Below are 18,874 nucleotides of genomic sequence, written 5' to 3' on the forward strand. Positions count from 1 at the left end.
GGCCGGGGTCGCTGAACCGGGAGCCTGCTCTCAGCCGGCGCAGAGGCAGAACGGGTGCCCCGCCGGGTCGAGGAACACCCGGAACGCGTCGTCCTCGCTCGGCTGGTGCTCGTGCTTGCGCGCCCCGATCTTGACGGCCTGCGCCTCTGCCTCGTCCATGTCGTCCACGGTGAGATCGAGGTGGATCTGCTGGGGGTGTCGCGGGTCGGGCCAGGCCGGCGGCCGGTGGTCGGGGGCGAGCTGGAAGGCCAGCCGTCCGGACGACCCTCCGTCGGAGACCACCACCCAGTCCTCCTCGACGGACGTGACCGGCCACCCGAGGAGGTTCGAGTAGAACTCCGCGAGTCCTTCGGGGTCCGGGCAGTCCAGCACGATGGTACGGAACCGCGCGATGCCGCTCATCAATTCACCTTCCCGGCCTGTTTTACCTGGCCGATCGGAGACAAGAATGTTGCCATGGCTGCCAACTCGTTCATGGTTCCGCTCGGCACTCCCGCGCCGGCCTTCGACCTGACCGCCATCGACGGAGGGAGCGTTTCGCTGGAGGACCTCAAAGGCTCTCCCGCCACACTGGTGATCTTCCTGTCCAACCACTGCCCCTACGTACGGCATGTCGAGGACGGCATCGCAGCCCTTGCCGCCGGCTACGGCGCGAGACTGTCGATCGTCGCCATCTCCAGCAACGACAGCGTGAACTACCCGGATGACGACCCGACACACCTGGCGGAGCAGGCCGAGCGAGCCGGATTCACGTTCCCGTACCTGCTGGACGAGACGCAGGAGGTGGCCAAGGCCTACCGGGCGGCGTGCACGCCCGACTTCTTCCTGTACGACGCGCAGATGCGGCTCGCCTACCGGGGAGAGTTCGACGGCTCGCGGCCGGGCAACGCGGAACCGGTGACCGGCGCGTCCCTGCGGGCGGCCATCGACGCCGTGCTGGCGGGCGACCCGGTACCGGAAGAACAACACCCGTCACTCGGGTGCGGCATCAAGTGGAAGCCGGGCAACGCACCCGCCTGATCGCCCGCGTGTCCCCTCAACCGGAGGCAGCGATGGCGGACGGGATCGCGAGCAGCAGTTCGTGCGGTTCGCCGCCCTCCCAGTGCCGGATCAGCCGGGTGCCCGCCTCCCCCGGGTCGAAGCCCTCACAGCCCAGCGGCCCGTAGCAACCCGCCTCATCCAACATGATGATCAGCGGATCGTCGTCGGGGAGACCGGCCGCGTAGGCGGCGGTGTCGAGGAGAGCCAGCGCGCTCCTGGCATTACGGCCACCGTCGTTGGACTCCACGCGGTCGAGGCGGCGCCAGGCTTGAACGCGGAGAAACGCGGCGAGGGATTCGGACCTACTCACGAGCACCCTTCTTCGATCCCGTACATACGGCTACGACATCATCACGCAGAGCGATGGGCATTCGCGGGAGGTTTGCCAAGTCGGGCCATTCGTGACCCCCGGGGAGCATGAAGTTCGGAGAGTGAGGGATATTTGTGGTCATGACAGCGTTCGACGACCTGTACGCCGCCAACGCGACGTTCGCCAAGGAATTCGAGAACTCCACCCTCACCGGCCGGGCGGCCCGCGGGCTGGCCGTGGTGACCTGCATGGACTCCCGCATCGACCCGCTCGGGCTGCTGGGTCTCAACCCGGGCGACGCCAAGATCCTGCGCAACGCAGGCGCCCGGGTGACGGACGACGTACTGCGCACTCTGGTGCTGGCCGTCTACCTGCTGGGCGTCGATCGGGTGCTGGTGATGCCGCACACGGACTGCGGCATGTCCAAGGTGACGGACTCCGACGTGCACGCGCTCACCAGCGAGCAGGGAGTCGACACCCGCAGCCTGGAGTTTCACACCGTGCCCGACCAGGACGAGGCGCTGCGCCACGACCTCATGCGGATCCGCAGCACCCCGTTCCTGCCACGGGACATGCCGGTGGCCGGCGCCATCTACGACGTCCACACCGGCCTGCTGACCCCCGCCCCGAGACAGGCGTCCGACGCGGCCTGACGTCCGGTCCCTTCCGTGAGGGAGCGTCGCGTCCGGCTCCCAGTGCTGAACGCGCCCGCCGATCGCGAACGCGCTCCGGCCGCGACCATCCCTTCCGGACCAACCGCCAGGAGAACCGGCTTATCGGAGGCGCCCTCCACCCCTTCCTCGGGTGCGCCTGGAGCCGATTCGCGGCGGCCTCGTCAACGGACCCGAAGCCGGCTCGCGGGCCCTTTGTGCTTTCGAAGCCGGCTCGAGGTCTCCTCCTACGCCGCCCCGGAATCGGCTCGTTGCCCCTCTCAGCAAGCCCCGAATCGGCTAGTGGCCCTCAGGAGCCTTGGAGCCGGGCCCGCCTCAAACCCGCATTGGCTCTCTGCAGCCTCGAATGCCCCTGTCGCCACGCCACCGCACGGATGCCCTGGAACACGCAGACCGGGCTCGTTCCGTCCCTCAGGGCCGCTCCAGCGCCGCACAGGGGCACAGGACGCCGACCCGCATCACAGCAGCCCCATGGGCACCGGGAAACTCAGACGCGCGGAGCACCCGACGTCGCCGCGGAGGCGATTTACGCGGGCTAGGCGTCCGGGGGCGTCAGGCGTCGATGTGGTCGCGATCCACCTCGGCGGCGCTGTTGACGATGAACTCGCGGCGCGGCGCCACGTCGCTGCCCATCAGCAGGCTGAAGATGCCCTCGGCGCCCTCGGCGTCCTCGATGCGGACCCGCCGCAGGATGCGGTGGCGGGGATCCATCGTCGTCTCGGCCAGCTGGTCGGCGTCCATCTCGCCCAGACCCTTGTAACGCTGCACCGGATCCTTCCAGCGCTTGCCGCGCCGCTCCAGATCGCGCAGCACCTTCTGCAGCTCTCCGTCGGAGTAGCAGTAGATGTATTTCTCCTTGCCCCGGCCGGGGTTGGTCAGCTCGATGCGGTGCAGCGGCGGCACCGCGGCGAACACGCGCCCCGCCTCCACCATGGGCCGCATGTAGCGGTGGAAGAGGGTCAGCAGCAGGCAGCGGATGTGGGCGCCGTCGACGTCGGCGTCGGCCATGAGGATGACCTTGCCGTAGCGGGCCGCCTCGATGTCGAACGAGCGCCCCGAGCCGGCCCCGACCACCTGGATGATGGCGGCGCACTCGGCGTTTTTGAGCATGTCGCTCACGGACGCCTTCTGCACGTTGAGGATCTTGCCCCTGATCGGCAGCAGCGCCTGGAACTCCGAGTCGCGGGCCAGCTTGGCCGTGCCCAGCGCCGAGTCGCCCTCGACGATGAACAACTCGCTGCGGTCGACGTCGTCGCTGCGGCAGTCGACCAGCTTCGCCGGGAGCGCGGAGCTTTCCAGCGCGCTCTTGCGCCGCTGGTTGTCGCGGTGCTCGCGGGCCGCGATGCGGGCCTTGGCCGCCGCGACGATCTTCTCCAGGACGGCCCTGAGGGGTTGCTTGTAGCCGCGCGGCGGGTTGGCGAACAGCTCTTTGAGCTCGCGGGAGACCACGTGGGAGACGATGCGGGTGGCCGCGGAGGTGCCGAGCACCTCCTTGGTCTGGCCCTCGAACTGGGGCTCGGGGACGCGGACGGTGACCACGCCGGTCAGGCCCTCGGAGATGTCGTCCTTCGTCACCGGGTCGTCGCCGTTTTTCAGCAGGCGGGTCTCGCGCAGCACCTCGTTGACCGTGCGCATCAGCCCGCGCTCGAAACCGGACAGGTGGGTGCCGCCCTTGGGCGTGGCGATGACGTTGACGAACGAGCGCACGGTCGACTCGTAGCCCTTGCCCCAGCGGACCGCCACGTCGACGAGGAGCTCGCGCTCCACCTGCGTGGGCGTCATGTGGCCCTGGTCGTCGAGGACCGGCACGGTCTCGTGGAAGTGGCCGGAGCCCTGCAGGCGCAGCACGTCGCAGACGGCCTCGTCACGGGCCAGGAACTCGGTGAACTCGGAGATGCCGCCGTCGAAGCGGAACTCCTCCTCGATGCGCTCCTCGTGCCTGCTGTCATAGACCGCCAGGGTCAGCCCCGGCACCAGGAACGCGGTCTGGCGCAGCCGCACGTGGATCTCGTCGAGCGACACCTCGGCGTCGGGCAGGAAGATCTGCTTGTCGGCCCAGAAGCGCACGCGCGTGCCGGTGGGGTTTTCCGGCAGCTTGTCGCCGACGCGCAGCCCGGACTTCTTCTTGAACTTGGCCGCCGGCCCTGCGCCGTCGAAGACGCCGGTGACGCCCCGGCGGAAGCTGATCTCGTGCACCCGGCCGTCGCGGTCGACCTCCACGTCGAGCCGTGAGGACAGGGCGTTGACCACCGAGGCGCCGACGCCGTGCAGGCCGCCGGACGCGGCGTAGGAGCCGCCGCCGAACTTGCCGCCCGCGTGCAGCTTCGTATAGACCAGCTCCACGCCGGCCAGGCCGCTCTTGGGCTCGACGTCCACCGGGATGCCGCGCCCGTTGTCGCGCACCTCGATGGAGCCGTCGGCGTGGAGCTCGACCTCGATGCGGTCGCAGTGGCCCGCGAGCGCCTCGTCGACGCCGTTGTCCACGATCTCCCAGAGGCAGTGCATGAGCCCGCGGCTGTCGGTGGACCCGATATACATGCCGGGTCGCTTGCGGACGGCCTCGAGGCCCTCAAGCACCGACAGGTGACGAGCCGTGTAACCCGCCTCCACTAGCGTCACTCCAGCTCCCCTGAGTCTAGGCATCGAACACGTGTGCGTAGCTTACCGTTCTTCCCACACGCGCGCGTACAAGCTTGCCATGGAGCCGCGTTTGCTGTTACCAAGCGGCTGATCATCATTACTTCCGGACACATTCTGCTCTGGGCGTAGAGACGGGACGGTTGGGAACGTCCACGTCCGGTTAGATGTTGTTCCAAGTGACTGACGCCAGATCCTCGCTTCGGCGGGGGTGACCCGAAAGGCGATACGTGACTGGAGCTCTCGCCCCCGTTAAGCCGCTGACGGCCCTCGACCGCTGCGACCGCTGCGGTGCCCAGGCCTACATTCGCGCGACCCTGCCTGTGGGTGGGGAGCTGCTGTTCTGCGCCCATCATGGGCGTCAGCACATCGCAGCGCTGCGCGAAAAGGGCGCCGACATCCTGGACGAGTCGGCTCGCCTCAGCGAAACCCCAACTGTTGCCCCCAACGACGAGCGCTGACCGGCGCTGGTCGTGATGAGATAACCACATAGCGCGTAACAGCACGGCGACCCCGGGCGTGCCCGGGGTCGCCGTGCTGCGTTCACCCGGCCACCGCTAACCCCTTTCCAGCAGGTACGCCCGCTACGCCGGCCATCCGCCCGGCAGTCTCGTCCGCACGCGACCCTCGTGCTGATCTGCCCAGGGCCATGGAGTTCCGAACGATGGCCGCCACCTGTCCAGACTCATCGCGCAGTTTCGGCAGACGTGCACAGGTAGAACACCTCAGGATCACCGTCGTCGAGACCGTGCACCATCCCCACCGACCGCCAGCCCACCCGTTGCAGCAGTCGCTGCATGGGATGGTTGGACAGATTCGTCGAAGTGAACAGCTTCCCGGTCCTGCATGAGGCTGCCGCGGCACGCAGAAGCCGCTCGCCGACGCCGTGGCCCCGGGCGGGCTCGGCGACCATGAGCATCGTCACGAAACCCTGCTCGAAGAAGGTGTACTCCACGACGCAGTAGCCGACGAGCCCGCTCGGCGTGTCGGCCGCAAGGACGGCACCGTCGCGACACCAACGATGGATGGCGGCGCGCCGCTCGCCACCGCCCGATCCCGCGACCGGGTCAAGGCTCACGAGGTGCTCCACATCCGCCGCGCTCCCCGCTCGAACAGACAGTGCGCGAAAGCCGTCGGCGTTCATGAACGTGATCTCCCTCTCCTGTCGCAGGGCTGGTTCGGACGTAGCCCGATCGTTCGTCAGGCAGGTCCGGGACGTTCCACGGTTCACGCGGACCGGACAGGCGCATCCGCTGCCCGGACCGGCACGCCGGCCACACGGTAGTGATAGCTTCCCGCGATCTCGAACCCTTCGCCCCGATAAAGGGCCTGCGCTCCCTCGTTCCTGGCGGTGGTGACCAGGTAGGCGGAGCGCGTGCCCGCGTGCCCGACCAGCGCCCGCAGCACCGCGCGCGCCAGCCCTCGCCGGCGGGCGCCGGGCAACGTGGCCATGCAGTAGACCCCCAGCGTGTCCTCCTGCGGCACACCCCTCCCGACGGACAACGCCACACCATCCTCCTCGTACGCCGCATACCAGGCCGGCACTCCGGTGCAGATGCGCTCGGCGTCCTCGACACCCGCGCCGTAGCGCCCGTCCACGGCCCACCACGTCTCCAACCAGCCCCGCCACGGCCGATCCTGGATCCTGACTTTGTACGCGGGCGCGTTCCCCGGCGCGCCGGCCATGATCACGGTCGGATCGACCAGGTCGTACCCTCTCCGCTCAAGCTCCTCGTCCAGGCCGGGCGCGGCGTTGAGCCCCAGCGAGAAGACGCAGCGCTGCCCGCGCGTGTCGTAGAACGCCTCCGCGGCCTCGATGGCGCCGCCGAGATCGGCAGGGGCGTGCAGCGGCAGCACGGAGTTGGCCCGCTTGGTCACGCCACCGGCGTAACGCAGCACCCATCCGTCATGTACGCGCTGCTCGTAGGCAGGCCAGGCCTCATGCACCAGCACGTCGAAGTCCATTCGCGCAGCCTAACCACCTCGCCCACCACCCCGACGAACCACCCGGCACCCCCCGAAACCATGTCCTCCCACGAAAATTCCAGCCAGCTCGGCTCCCACACCCACGACACATGCCATCCCGACGAACGGCCATCCACGGCTGACGAACATTCGCCCAAGGGAGAAGGCACGGACAGGGAACGGAACAGGGGCAGGAGCGGGCAGCGTCGCGGGAGGACGACGGTCATCGATTCGCCGAAGCGGACGGCCCAGGAGGCGCCGTCGCGGCGCTCAGCCGTCTCCACCTGGTGAGCGTCTCCCTGGACAGGGCCCGGCCCTGGTCGGCGGCTGGGGCCCACCTGGCCTGCCGTAAAGAATGATGAGCTACCCCTAGGCTGGGGCTGTGCTGATTCTGTTGCCGCCGTCGGAGGGGAAGGCGGCGGAAGGCAACGGCCCGCCCGTCGGCGAGCTGTCGTTCCCCGCCCTGGACAGATCCCGTAAGCGGGTGATGACCGCGCTCGTGCGGGCGTCCAAGCGCCGTGACGCCATCGACGTGCTCGGCCTGACGCCAGGCCTGGCGGGCGAGCCGGCCAGGAACATCGCGCTGAAGACGGCTGCCACGCTGCCCGCCGCCGACCTCTACACCGGCGTGCTCTACGACAACCTCGGGCTTCGCACCTTGGACGGCGAGGCCAGGAGCCGGGCCGAGGAGTCGCTGCTGATCTTCTCCGGCCTGTGGGGTGTGGTGCGGATCACCGACCGGATTCCGCCCTACCGCCTGTCGATGGGCGTCAACCTGCCTCCGCTCGGAGGGCTGGGCGCGTTCTGGCGGCCGCAGGTCTCGAAGGTCCTGGACGGCATCCCGGGGCTGGTGGTGGATCTCCGCTCGACCACGTACGCGAGCGCCTGGCAGCCTGGGGAGCGTTCGGTGACGGTCCGGGTGTTCAGGGACGGCAAGGTGGTCAGCCACATGGCCAAGGCCACCCGGGGCGAGATCGCCCGAGCCCTCCTGCAGCAGGGCACCACGCCCACGAGTCCCGATGAGCTGGTCAAGGTGCTCGACACGCTGGGCTACCGCGTCGAAGCGGCGTCGCCCACGCGCGCCGGCCGCTCATGGACACTCGACGTGCACGTCTCCTAGCCAACGCCCCGAACGCTCGACGTGCACGTCTCGAGCCACGGACGCTCGACGTGCACGTCTCGTCAACCGGCCGCCCACGACGCTCGGCCTACGCGTGTCTCATGACCCCACCGCCGGTGTACGAACGCCGCCGCCCCGCCCGGACGGGTCCGGGCGGGGCGGCGGCGTTCGCGGTCGATCAGTCCAGGTAGTCGCGCAGGACCTGGGAGCGTGACGGGTGGCGCAGCTTGGACATGGTCTTCGACTCGATCTGGCGGATGCGCTCACGGGTGACCCCGTAAACCTTCCCGATCTCGTCGAGCGTCTTCGGCTGGCCGTCGGTGAGCCCGAAGCGCATCGAGACGACGCCCGCCTCCCGCTCCGACAACGTGTCGAGAACGGAGTGCAGCTGCTCCTGGAGCAGCGTGAAGCTGACGGCGTCGGCCGGGACGATGGCCTCGGAGTCTTCGATGAGGTCACCGAACTCGCTGTCGCCCTCCTCGCCCAGCGGGGTGTGGAGGGAGATGGGCTCGCGGCCGTATTTCTGGACCTCGACGACCTTCTCGGGCGTCATGTCGAGCTCGCGGGCCAGCTCTTCCGGCGTGGGCTCGCGGCCGAGGTCCTGCAGCATCTGCCGCTGGACGCGGGCCAGCTTGTTGATCACTTCGACCATGTGGACCGGGATGCGGATGGTCCGCGCCTGGTCGGCCATGGCACGCGTGATCGCCTGCCGGATCCACCACGTGGCGTAGGTGGAGAACTTGTAGCCCTTGGTGTAGTCGAACTTCTCGACGGCCCTGATCAGGCCCAGGTTGCCTTCCTGGATCAGGTCGAGGAACAACATGCCGCGGCCGGTGTAGCGCTTGGCCAGCGAGACCACGAGCCGGAGGTTGGCCTCCAGCAGGTGGTTCTTCGCGCGGCGGCCGTCTTCGGCGATCCACTCCAGCTCGGCTTTGACGTCGACGGGGAGCCCTTCGGTCTCTCCGCCGCCGAGCTGCTCCTCGGCGAACAGGCCCGCCTCGATGCGCTTGGCCAGCTCGACCTCCTGCTCGGCGTTGAGCAGGGGGACCTTGCCGATCTGCTTGAGGTAGTCCTTCACCGGGTCGGCGGTGGCACCGGCGGCGGCGACCTGCGCCACCGGGGCGTCATCGTCGTCGTCGGAGAGGATGAGGACCTCTTCCTCGGTCTTCTCCACGGTGACCTCGGCGGCCTTGGGCTCCTCGGCCTCGTCGTCGGTGTCGGAGTCACCCTCCGCCTCGGAGTCGCCCTCGGCGACGATCTCCTCGTCGTCGACTTCGATGTCGTCGAGGTCTTCCAGCTCCACGTCGCCGTCGAGCTCGATGTCCTCGTCGTCTCCGTCGGCGCGGGCCTCGGGTGCCTCGATCGGCTTGGTCTCGGCAGGCCCAGCGTTCTTCGGCTCGGCCTTCTTGGCGGCGGCGGCGGCCGCGGCCTTCTTCGCCGCCGGAGCGGCCTTCTTGGCAGGGGCCGCCTTCTTGGCGGCCGGCTCGGCTTCAGCGGTGCCCACGACCGCGGTCACGGTCTCGGGCTGCTGCTCTTTGGCGGCCGCCGCCGTCTTGGTCTTGACGGGGGCGGCGGTGCGGCGCTTTGCTGGACCACGAGACTTCTTCGGCGCAGCCGAATCCGCGGCGGTCACCACCACGGTCACGCCCTCTTTGCTGAGGTTCCGCAAGAACGCGGCGGCGTGCGACATGGGGATGTCCGCCTCCTCGAAGGCCTGACGGACATCCTCAGACTCGAGGAAACCCTGCGAGCGCCCACGCTCGAGCAGTCGCTGAATGACGGGCTCGTTCAGCTCTTGTGGCTTCGAGCGAGTCGAACTTGCAGGCGACACGAACACCTCTCGAACGAACGCGTGGCGACAATGGACCCAGATGCCCGCTGGGGGGCTGTTGCCTCTCTCGGAGATCGGTGAGGCCGTGCGGACCGCGACGGACCTGCACAGCATTGTGGCACGACCCCGCACTCCATACGGCCACCTCCCGGCGGTTGACCTCCACCCTAGGCCGACCGAGACAGTAGTGCGTACGTAAGCGGGGCACCGATACCCGAAAGCAACCGTTATGACTGTTTCATTCAGTCACTCTTCGTGGCTGGCGGCACGTGAATTGCTAGCGCGGTAACGTCATCATCTTGTTCATATCCAGACAACATCCGGTCAACCAGGAAGTCCAGCAACATGTGAGGACTACTCACAACTTCAGGCGGCGCTTCGGTCACAACACTGCAAATCTCTGCGGGACCGGCATCCAGCCCGCGCTTCCTGTTCTCCACGAGCCCGTCGGAGTAGAGCACGGCTGTATGGCCGGGCGGCACCACGAACCGGAACTGCCTGCGGCTGGTCGGCCAGCCTAGCGGAGTGCCGGGCTCCGCGTCGCACAGGATCGCCGTGCCCTGGGGCGAAACCAGCACGGGCGGCGGATGCCCGGCCACGGCCAGCGTGCCCTCACCGGTGACGGGCTCGACGACCATGTAGGCCAGCGTCGTGACCTGCTCTTCCTCTTCCGTGGCCTCGAAGACCCGGTCGAGCCCGGTGAGCACGGCCGCGGGCGGCGGGTTGGTCAGCGCCAGGGCCCGCATCGCGTTGCGGATGCGGCCCATGCCGGCGGCGGCCTTGACGCCCTTGCCCATGACGTCGCCCACGACCGCCGCGACACGCCCGTCCTGCAGGACGAAGGCGTCGTACCAGTCGCCGCCGACCTGGACGTGGCGGCTGCCCGAACGGAAGCGCTGAGCCAGCACGAGGCCCTTGACCACCGGCAGGCGGTCGGGCAGCAGGCTGCGCTGCAGCGTCTCGGCGGTGCGGTGCTCACGCTCGAACAGCGTGGCCCGCTCGACCGCCAGGGCGCACTGACCGGCCAGCGCCTCCAGGAAGACGCCGTCCTCCTGGGAGATCTTCTGGGGCCGGGTGAAGGAGAATCGGAGCGCTCCCAAAGCCCGTCCGGCGGCCAGCAGCGGCAGCCCCACCCAGGCGCGCTCGTCGCTGTTGGCGAGGTAGTTGCCCAGGACGTCCTCGTCGCCGCCCGCCTCCAGCAGCTGGGCCTTCAGCGACTCGGGAGACTCGGCGAAGACCGGCCTGCGGCTGTTGACCGCCATGGTCATCACGCTGGAGCTGGACAGCGGGATCTCCTCGCCGGAGGGGCCGGACGCCTCGGGGATGCCCTCGCCGTTGATCAGCTTGAGCGCGGCCCTGTCGGTGTCGAGCAGCGCCACCGCCGAGCGGTCGGCGGCCAGGGCTGTGCGGCCCACGTCGATGATGACCTGGACCACCTGCTCGACCGTCAGCGCCTCCGCGAGCATGGCGGTGGCGCCCTGCAGCCGGGCGGTGCGCAGGGCGGCCGCGCCGAGCTGGTCGGTCAGCCTGCCGCGCATCTCCTCGGCCTCGCGCTGCGGGGTCACGTCGGTGTTGGCGCCGACCCACTCGACGACGCGGCCGTGGCGGATGATCGGCACGGCCCGCACCTCGAAGTGGCGGTAGCCGCTGGCACGGGTGCGCACGCGGTAGTTCCACTCGAACATGGTGCGCCCGCGCAGCGCCTCCCTCCAGGCCTCCTCGGTCTGCTGGCTCTCCTCCGGGTGCACGACGTCCAGCCAGCCGTTGGCGAGGTATTCCTCCAGGCCCTGGCCGGTGATGGCGCGCCACTGCGGCGCGTCCTCGACGACCGCGCCCGTGGGCGAGGTGATCCACACCAGCTGCGACTGCGCCTCGACCAGCGAGCGGTAGCGCTCCTCGCTGCGGCGCAGCGCCTCCTCGGTCTGGCGGCTCTCGGTCACGTCGAGCCCGATCAGCGCGATCGCCCGCAGCTCGCCGGCGTCGTCGTGGACCGGCGAGAACGACAACGACCAGTGCCGGGTGTCGCCCTCCGCCGACCGCACGCGCACGCGGCCCTCGGTGACCGGAGCGTCGCTCTCGGTGACGGCCTGCACGGCGTGCGTGATGATCTGGCTCAGGTCGGCGGCCAGCACCTCGACGGGCTGGCGGCCCGCCATGCGCTCCGCGGGCACGCCGACGACGTCGCTGAAGACGTCGTTGACCCGCTGGACGCGGCCGTCGGCGTCGAAGAACGCGAAGGCGAACTCCGCCTCCGACAACATGCCCTTGAAGAGGGCGGAGTCTGAGATGTCCACATCCGACTCCCGGGGACGGGGAACGGAGGTCTCGGCGCTCATGGTCCGCACCTCCGTCGCGTGCCAGGGTCTCCCACGCGGCACATCTCCATAATCGTGTATCGGCGTAGCGCAGCTCCGGGCGACCGGATCCTGCAGTACATCATCGGCGATGGGCACGCGCGGACGGAAGCCCCCGCCGGTGCCCGGTCGCCTCTAGGGTCTACGCATCCTGTCAAAGTCGCTCCACTTTGCGCAGCAAGATCAGGTTACCGCGCCCGATTGCCGGGGCGCTTGCCCGCCACGGTCATCGGGCCTTGGCCGCACGCTTGGCCTCTTGCTTGGCTGCGCGCACCCGGCTCAGACTGTCGGCGTCGACCACGTCGGCGACCGATCTGTGTGCATCCTCCTCGCCGTAGAGCCCGGCTGCCTCTCGCCAGCCTGACGGCTGGACCCCCAGCTGCTTCCCCAGCAATGCCAAGAAGATCTGGGCCTTCTGCTTGCCGTATCCCGGAAGGGCGTTCAGTCGTTTGAACAAGTCCTTGCCGTCGGCGGCCTCGGCCCAGATCCGCTCGGGCCTGCCGTCGTAGTGTTCCACCAGGTAGGCCGCGAGTTGCTGGATGCGGCCCGCCATCGCCTTGGGATAGCGGTGCACGGCCGGCGGCTGGGCCAGCAGCGCCGCGAACTCCCCCGGGTCGTAGGAGGCGAGCTCCTCGGCGGTGAAGTCGTGACCCAGCCGCTGAGAGATGGTGTGAGGCCCCGTGAACGCCCACTCCATGGGGATCTGCTGGTCGAGCAGCATGCCGACGAGCAGGGCGAGCGGGCTGCGGCCGAGGAGCTCGTCTGCCTCGCTCCGCTGGGCGAGCTGGATGCGCATGGAGACAGCTTCGCATGAAAGGGCACCGGGTGAAGTGAACACAGGCGTCGTGGAGGCTTGACACCCGTCCGAGAAAGGGTGGAATGAGAGCGCAAGTCGCCCTGCAGACCTTCCTAGGGGTTTGCCCCTAGGTCTCCAGAGGAATCTCACTCCTATGCTCGCTCTGGCCACACGGTTCCTGCGCGAACCGGTCAGTCTCAGGCTGGCCGAAGAGTTCCTGACCGTACCCGTGGACACGATCGACCGCTGCGTGGCCGACGTGTGCGCGTGTGCGCAGCATCTGGGCGTCACCGCGACCCCGGAGATCGTGGAACGCATCGCCCGCGAGCACCTGCTCGCGATCGTGAACTCCGCGCCTCCGCCGCGGAGCTCCCGTTGACGTGACGTCGCGAGCGTCCTGCGGCGTGTTCCCGCAGGACGCCGGACGCGGGTCACCGGCATGACCCTGTCGATAACATCGGGGTCACCGGGCCGTGTTCTCCGCACCGTTCGTGCCTGGAATACGAGAGAGTGAGGGTGTGCGCCGACACCGACGAGATCCCCGGGAGAGCACTCCGCCCGACGACGTGTTCAAGGAGATGGTGCAGGCGGCTCGAGAGCTGCTCGCCGTACGCACTCCTCTGGACGCGGAGTTGATGGTCTCCGACATGATCGGGGCCTGGTGGGGCCGGCGGGTCAGGGGCGGCGACGTGGAGCAGGTGCTCGGCGAAGGGCTGGTCGACTACGCGGCCAAGGCCGGCACGCCGGCCTCGCTGACCCTGCTGATGTGCCTGGCCTACCTGGGCACGGCCCGCCAGGGCGCCAAGGCCGAGGGCGCGGCGCTCGCGATGATGGAGTCGGGGGTGGCCAGGCCGGGCTGGGCCGACCGGGTGGGCGCGGTGAAACCGGCCGGCTGCTACGTCTCCCGCGACGCCTACGGCGACCAGGACACGGTGATCTGCACGTTCTCCTACCGGTGGAACGACGGCGAGCCCCCCGCCGACCGCCACGCGCTCGTCATGGTCGTCGACTACAACATGAGCGGCATGACCCGCGACGCCTGGGTCTCCTCCCAGGTCGACAAGCTGCTCGAGCAGGCCAGGGCCGAGGCGGCGGGCAACCCGATGCTGCTGTTCGAGGAGATCCAGCCGGAGCAGGCCAGGGCGCTGCTGGAGTCGGCGATGAAGGCCACGAAGGAGCCCAAGACCCCGCCGCCGGTGAGCGACAGCTACAGCGCCTACCACGCGTTCGCCAGGGCCAGGCTGAAGGCGCTGCCGCCCGGGCGCAAGCGGCCGGCGCCGCTGCACATCGAGGCCCCCTACAGCAGGGAGCGGCGGGCCATGCTGGCGGCGGAGTTCCTGGCCTCCGACGCGGCCGAGCACCTGTCCGACCCCTCGGCCGCCTCCCGGTGCGCCGACCACATCATCGACTACGGCTGCGAGCAGGACTTCAACCGGCCGCTGCGGGTCAGCCCCACCAAGTGCGAGACGTTCCTGCTCGACTGGTTGCCGCGCAAGGTGATGCTGAGCGTGGCGGAGCAGGAGGCGATGCCGCACGTGCTGGCGGCGTGGGCGCGCTTCGCCGCCCACCGCACGGGGCTGCCCGAGCAGGGGCTGAAGGCCACGCTCGACGCGGTGTGGGAGGCCATCGGCAAGTTCCCCGAGGCCTACCGGGATCCGACCTCGTTCGGCCTCGACCGGCCGCTGCTGGAGCGCCTGCTGCCGGACGGCGACCTGTCGGCCCTGGCCAGGCGGGTCTTCGCCTTCCCTTTCCTGCAGGGCACGCACAACGGCGTCGACCTCGACCACCTCAATCCCGCCGACGAGGCCGACCGCCGCACGCTGCTCGAGATCGACCACGGCGGCGCGATCGATCAGGAGCACCTGGCCTGGCACGAGGAGATCGCCACCCGGCTGTGGGAGGGCGACCCGCCGCAGTTGTGGGAGGCCGCGCAGCGCCTGCTCGATCTCGGGCACGACCGCCACGACGTGCTCCACGTGCTGATCGAGATCGCCGAGCGGATCGGCGACGACCCGGAGGAGCTCGCGGCGGCTCTCGACGACATCGCCGACATTCCCGACGGGATCTAGCACGCCATAGAATTTCGTTCTATGGCGATGTACAGCCGCGTCGGCGAAGGCCGTTACCGCGCGTCGGAGCACACCCAGGGCCCGTGGGACCCCGGCTCGCAGCACATGGGTCCCGTCACCGCCCTGCTCGTGCACGAGCTGGCACGCACGGCGCCGCGGCCCGGCCTGCAGCTGTCCAGGCTGGTGGTCGACGTGTTCGCGCCCGTGCCCGTGGCCGAGGTGCGGGTCGAGACCGACGTCGCCCGTGACGGCAAGCGTGTGCAGTGCCTGTCGGCGAGCGTCCACTCCGGCGGCCGCGAGTTCGCCAGGGCGAGTGCCTGGCGCATCCGCGAGGCCGGCACACCCGCGACCCCGGCGCAGGAGCCGCCCGCGCCGGTCCCGCCGCGTTCCGAGGAGCACGCGCGCTCGTGGCTGGGCTCCGGCTTCGGGTACGGCAGGGCGCTCGACTGGCGTTTCGTCACCGGCAGCCCCATGACGCCCGGCCCCGCCACGGTCTGGGGCAGGCTCGGCATGCCTCTGGTCGAGGGCGAGGAGATCAGCCCGCTGGAGCGCCTGGCGGTGTTCGCCGACAGCGGCAACGGCGTCAGCCTCGCCGTCGACTTCGCCACGCACCTCTTTGTGAACGTGGACCTGACGATCTCCTTGTTCCGGTCGCCCGAAACGGAGTGGATCTGTATGGAGGCGGCGACCGTGCTCGGCCCGGCCGGCCGCGGGCTGACCCGTTCGACCCTGTATGACGAGAATGGCGAGGTGGGGACGGCCACTCAGACTCTGTTCGTCGCACCACGCCGGCCGTGAAGCGCCATGATGGTGCCATGGTGATCGACCTCAACGCGGATCTCGGCGAGGGCTACGGCATCTGGCGGCTCGGCGACGACACGGCGCTGCTCGACATCGTCACGAGCGCCAACGTGGCCTGCGGTTTCCACGCCGGCGACCCGGTGACGATCCGGCGCACGTGCGCGGCGGCCGTCGACCGCGGCGTGGCGATCGGGGCGCAGGTGTCCTACCGCGACCTTGCGCATTTCGGGCGCAGGGAGATGGAGCTCGAGCCGGAGGAGCTCTGCGCCGAAGTGCTCTACCAGCTCGCGGCCGTCGACGGCATCGCCAGGGCGATGGGCGGCCGGGTGTCCTACGTCAAGCCCCACGGCGCCCTCTACAACCGGATCTGCCGCGACAAGGTGCAGGCGGGAGCGGTGATCGACGCGGTGGCCGACTACGATCCCTCGCTGCCGGTGCTCACTCTGCCCGGCTCGGTCGTGCACGAGGCGGCGGCGGCCGCCGGCGTGCCGACGGTGAACGAGGCGTTCGCCGACCGCGCCTACACCCCTGAGGGGATGCTGGTCCCGCGCGGGGAGCCGGGCGCGGTCATCCACGACGTCGCCGTGGTGGCGGCCCGTGCCCGCCAGATGGCCGTGGAGGGCTCCGTGACGGCCTCCGACGGGAGTTCCGTCCCGCTGACCGCCCGTTCCATCTGCGTCCATGGAGACACGCCTGACGCGGTCGCGCTGGCGCAGGGGGTCCGCGACGCGCTGCTGGCGGCCGGGGTCGTCCTGCAGGCGTTCACGTGATCCGCAGGGCCGGGGAGCACGGGCTGCTCGTCGAGACGGGTTCGCTGGAGTTGTCGCACCGGCTGGACGCGGCGCTGCGGGCGGACCGGCCCGCCGGGGTGGCGGAGATCGTGCCCGGGCCCGCGACCGTGCTCGTGGTGGCGCCCGGGGCGGATCAGGCGTGGTTGCGCGATCGGCTGGCGGCGGTCGTCGCCGACGAGCGCGGCAAGGCCGGCGCCGGGCCTGCCGAGGGGCCCGTCGTGACGATTCCCGTGACCTATGACGGCGCGGATCTCGATTCGGTGGCGGCGCTGGCCGGCATCTCCGCGGACGAGGTCGTCGCCCGGCATTCCGGGCGCGAGCTGGTCGTGGGGTGGCTGGGGTTCGCCCCGGGGTTCGCCTACCTCACCGGGCTCGATCCGGTGCTGGAGTCGCCCAGGCTCGACACGCCGCGCACGTCGGTGCCCGCCGGGTCCGTGGCGATCGCGGGCCCCTACTCCGCGGTCTATCCGACCGCCTCGCCCGGCGGGTGGCGGCTGCTCGGGCGCACGTCCGTGCGGGTGTGGGATGTCACGGCCGACCCTCCGTCGCTGTTCAGGCCGGGCATGCGCGTGCGGTTCGTACGCGAGGGAGAGCCGCCGTCATGAAAGGCGGGCTACCAGGGCTGCTGAGGAAGAGGGTGGCAGATGGCGACCGAGCCCTCCGGACGGAGTGAGGCCACGGGCACGTGATGATCGAGGTGCTGGCGCCCGGTCCGTACGCGACCGTGCAGGATCTCGGGCGGCCCGGCTACGCCCACCTCGGCGTGCCCCGTTCGGGGGCGGCCGACGCGCCGAGCCTGCGGCTGGCCAACCGGCTCGTGGGCAACGCGGAAGGGTCGGCGGGGATCGAGCTGACGTTCGGCGGGGCCTGGTTGCGCTTCCACGACGGCGGGTGGGCGGCGCTGGCCGGCGCCCCGGTGGCGGTGGCGGTCGCCCCCGGCGAGGAGGGCACGGGTCCGCTCGAGGCCGCCAGGAGGGCGGGCGCGCGGGCCGGCATGGGAGTGCCGTTCTGGGTGCCCGCGGGGGCGGAGCTGCGTCTGGGGACGCCTGCCTGGGGGTTGCGCACCTACCTGGCCGTACGCGGAGGGATCGCGGCCGAACCGGTGCTCGGCAGCCGGTCCACCGACTCGCTGTCGGGGCTCGGCCCCGAGCCGCTGCGGGCGGGCGCGCTGCTGCCGGTCGGCCCGCAGCGGGCTGACACCGCGGTGGGCACCGCGGCGGGCACCGCGGCGGGCACCGTGGCCGGCATCGTCGCCGACCTCGCGCCCCTACCGGGGCCCCGGCCCGCCGTACTGCGCGTACTGCCGGGGCCGCGCGACGACTGGTTCACGCCGGACGCGACGGAGGCGCTGTGCGCGGGGCCGTACGTGGTGAGCCAGGACAGCAACCGCGTCGGCGTGCGCCTGAGCGGCCCCGAGCTGGTGCGGGCCAAGGAGGGCGAACTTCCGAGCGAGGGCATGGTGGCCGGGGCCGTGCAGGTGCCTCCGAGCGGGCAGCCGATCGTCTTCCTCGCCGACCACCCGCCGACGGGGGGCTACCCGGTGATCGCCGTCGTGACGGCCGCGGATCTGCCGGTGGCCGCCCAGCTGAGGCCGGGTGACGAGGTCAGGTTCACAGGACGACCCGCCCGCTGACGCAGGTCACGACCGAGCCGCCCACCCAGACCTCGCCCTGCTCGCCGGTGGAGACGTGCACCCGTCCCGCTCGCCCGAGCGCGGTGCCCTGGCTGGCCACGTACGGCGCCGTGGCCCTGCCGGTCCGCAGCAGCCACTGTGCCAGCGACGCGTTCAGGCTGCCCGTCACGGGATCCTCGACGAAGGCGTCCTGGGCGGGGCTGAAGGCCCGCACCTCGAAGGCGCACGGCGAGCCCTCCGGGTACGGCCCCACCACGCCCACGTCGTGCGGGACCGGGCCGGGACTGAGCGCGAGCACCGCGTCGGCGTCGGCGAGCAGCACCGCCACCCAGCCGGGGCCGTTGTCGGCCCACTCGACGTCGACCATGTCGTCCCGGGAGATCCGCAGGCTCTCGGCGATCCGCTCGACGAGCTCGCCCTCCACGGGTCCCGAGCGCAGCAGCGGCGGCGCCTGGAACGCGAGCCCGGCGTCCGTCCCGCGCAACCGGATGAGCCCGGCCGCGCACTCCTGCGTGATCTCGCCGCCCTCGCGCGGCACTCCCCCGGCCTCGAGCCAGGCGTGGCAGGTGCCCAGCGTCGGGTGCCCGGCGAAGGGCAGCTCCCTGTCCGGGGTGAAGATCCGCACCCGGTAGTCGGCCTCCGGCGTGGCCGGCGGCAGCAGGAACGTGCTCTCCGACAGGTTGGTCCACGCGGCGAACCGCTGCATCTCCTCGGTGCTCAGGCCTTCGCCGTCGAGCACCACGGCCAGCGGGTTGCCGCGATAGGGGACGGCGGTGAAGACGTCCACCTGGCTGAATGCGCGCATCACACGACGGAGTCTTCCAGGAGAGGGCTTTCCCCGTCGCCGTGCCACCC

19 protein-coding genes are annotated in these 18,874 nt (G+C 70.4%); 10 read left to right on the forward strand and 9 right to left on the reverse strand.

Translation table 11 applies throughout. The annotated features are described in order from the left end of the window. Positions 1-30 precede the first annotated feature (30 nt). A complete protein-coding gene (locus ABGB01_RS32930) occupies positions 31-402 on the reverse strand; it encodes a VOC family protein (protein ID WP_347777484.1) in 372 nt (123 codons plus the stop codon). A 54-nt stretch (positions 403-456) separates the two neighbouring features. Between ABGB01_RS32930 and ABGB01_RS32935 the strand changes: the two genes are divergently transcribed. Beyond that, entirely contained in the window at positions 457-1,020 is a 564-nt protein-coding gene (locus ABGB01_RS32935) for a thioredoxin family protein (protein WP_347777485.1), read from the forward strand. A 16-nt stretch (positions 1,021-1,036) separates the two neighbouring features. Here ABGB01_RS32935 and ABGB01_RS32940 read toward each other — a convergent pair whose 3' ends face one another. Continuing rightward, positions 1,037-1,351, reverse strand: coding sequence for a hypothetical protein (locus ABGB01_RS32940; protein WP_347617887.1), 315 nt, complete (start codon positions 1,349-1,351; stop codon positions 1,037-1,039). Between the two features lie 140 nt (positions 1,352-1,491). On the opposite strand from ABGB01_RS32940, the gene ABGB01_RS32945 reads away from it, so the two are divergent. Then, complete coding sequence (locus ABGB01_RS32945; protein WP_347777486.1) at positions 1,492-2,004, forward strand: carbonic anhydrase; 513 nt, start codon at positions 1,492-1,494, stop codon at positions 2,002-2,004. 570 nt (positions 2,005-2,574) lie between these two features. On the opposite strand, the gene ABGB01_RS32950 is transcribed toward ABGB01_RS32945, so the two are convergent. Continuing rightward, on the reverse strand, positions 2,575-4,641 hold the full coding sequence (locus tag ABGB01_RS32950) for a DNA topoisomerase IV subunit B (protein WP_347777487.1): 2,067 nt from the start codon (positions 4,639-4,641) through the stop codon (positions 2,575-2,577). Positions 4,642-4,889: 248 nt separating this feature from the next. Between ABGB01_RS32950 and ABGB01_RS32955 the strand changes: the two genes are divergently transcribed. Beyond that, positions 4,890-5,120 carry a hypothetical protein gene (locus ABGB01_RS32955; protein WP_132342023.1) on the forward strand — a complete coding sequence of 77 codons (231 nt, stop codon included), beginning with the start codon at positions 4,890-4,892 and terminating at the stop codon, positions 5,118-5,120. Between the two features lie 224 nt (positions 5,121-5,344). On the opposite strand, the gene ABGB01_RS32960 is transcribed toward ABGB01_RS32955, so the two are convergent. Then, the gene (locus ABGB01_RS32960) at positions 5,345-5,803 is read right to left on the reverse strand and encodes a GNAT family N-acetyltransferase (RefSeq protein WP_347777488.1); all 459 of its coding nucleotides are present in this window, start codon (positions 5,801-5,803) and stop codon (positions 5,345-5,347) included. Positions 5,804-5,886: 83 nt separating this feature from the next. Continuing rightward, entirely contained in the window at positions 5,887-6,624 is a 738-nt protein-coding gene (locus ABGB01_RS32965) for a GNAT family N-acetyltransferase (protein ID WP_347777489.1), read from the reverse strand. Positions 6,625-7,006: 382 nt separating this feature from the next. On the opposite strand from ABGB01_RS32965, the gene ABGB01_RS32970 reads away from it, so the two are divergent. After that, positions 7,007-7,744: a peroxide stress protein YaaA gene (locus tag ABGB01_RS32970; protein ID WP_347777490.1), complete on the forward strand. Its 738-nt coding sequence runs from the start codon at positions 7,007-7,009 to the stop codon at positions 7,742-7,744. 178 nt (positions 7,745-7,922) lie between these two features. Here ABGB01_RS32970 and ABGB01_RS32975 read toward each other — a convergent pair whose 3' ends face one another. The 3 genes from ABGB01_RS32975 to ABGB01_RS32985 form a co-directional block, all read right to left on the reverse strand. After that, complete coding sequence (locus ABGB01_RS32975; RefSeq protein WP_347777491.1) at positions 7,923-9,575, reverse strand: RNA polymerase sigma factor; 1,653 nt, start codon at positions 9,573-9,575, stop codon at positions 7,923-7,925. Between the two features lie 242 nt (positions 9,576-9,817). Further along, the gene (locus tag ABGB01_RS32980; RefSeq protein ID WP_347777492.1) at positions 9,818-11,911 is read right to left on the reverse strand and encodes a SpoIIE family protein phosphatase; all 2,094 of its coding nucleotides are present in this window, start codon (positions 11,909-11,911) and stop codon (positions 9,818-9,820) included. Positions 11,912-12,155: 244 nt separating this feature from the next. Continuing rightward, positions 12,156-12,725 carry an HhH-GPD-type base excision DNA repair protein gene (locus tag ABGB01_RS32985; RefSeq protein ID WP_347777493.1) on the reverse strand — a complete coding sequence of 190 codons (570 nt, stop codon included), beginning with the start codon at positions 12,723-12,725 and terminating at the stop codon, positions 12,156-12,158. Between the two features lie 154 nt (positions 12,726-12,879). Between ABGB01_RS32985 and ABGB01_RS32990 the strand changes: the two genes are divergently transcribed. From ABGB01_RS32990 to ABGB01_RS33015, 6 genes are all read left to right on the forward strand, one after another. Continuing rightward, a complete protein-coding gene (locus ABGB01_RS32990; RefSeq protein ID WP_132597337.1) occupies positions 12,880-13,104 on the forward strand; it encodes a hypothetical protein in 225 nt (74 codons plus the stop codon). A 199-nt stretch (positions 13,105-13,303) separates the two neighbouring features. Continuing rightward, positions 13,304-14,794, forward strand: coding sequence for a hypothetical protein (locus ABGB01_RS32995; protein WP_347777596.1), 1,491 nt, complete (start codon positions 13,304-13,306; stop codon positions 14,792-14,794). 21 nt (positions 14,795-14,815) lie between these two features. Further along, complete coding sequence (locus tag ABGB01_RS33000) at positions 14,816-15,592, forward strand: thioesterase family protein (RefSeq protein WP_347777494.1); 777 nt, start codon at positions 14,816-14,818, stop codon at positions 15,590-15,592. A gap of 17 nt (positions 15,593-15,609) precedes the next feature. Beyond that, positions 15,610-16,365: a 5-oxoprolinase subunit PxpA gene (locus tag ABGB01_RS33005; RefSeq protein ID WP_347777495.1), complete on the forward strand. Its 756-nt coding sequence runs from the start codon at positions 15,610-15,612 to the stop codon at positions 16,363-16,365. Then, positions 16,362-16,991, forward strand: coding sequence for an allophanate hydrolase subunit 1 (locus ABGB01_RS33010; RefSeq protein ID WP_347777496.1), 630 nt, complete (start codon positions 16,362-16,364; stop codon positions 16,989-16,991). The genes ABGB01_RS33005 and ABGB01_RS33010 overlap by 4 nt, the downstream gene beginning before the upstream one ends. Positions 16,992-17,074: 83 nt before the next feature. Further along, the gene (locus tag ABGB01_RS33015) at positions 17,075-18,019 is read left to right on the forward strand and encodes a biotin-dependent carboxyltransferase family protein (RefSeq protein WP_347777497.1); all 945 of its coding nucleotides are present in this window, start codon (positions 17,075-17,077) and stop codon (positions 18,017-18,019) included. Here ABGB01_RS33015 and ABGB01_RS33020 read toward each other — a convergent pair. Beyond that, the gene (locus ABGB01_RS33020; RefSeq protein ID WP_347777498.1) at positions 17,997-18,824 is read right to left on the reverse strand and encodes a PhzF family phenazine biosynthesis protein; all 828 of its coding nucleotides are present in this window, start codon (positions 18,822-18,824) and stop codon (positions 17,997-17,999) included. The genes ABGB01_RS33015 and ABGB01_RS33020 overlap by 23 nt on opposite strands. Positions 18,825-18,874: the final 50 nt, after the last annotated feature.

The organism is Nonomuraea sp. B5E05 (genome assembly GCF_039880665.1).
Lineage (GTDB): Bacteria > Actinomycetota > Actinomycetes > Streptosporangiales > Streptosporangiaceae > Nonomuraea.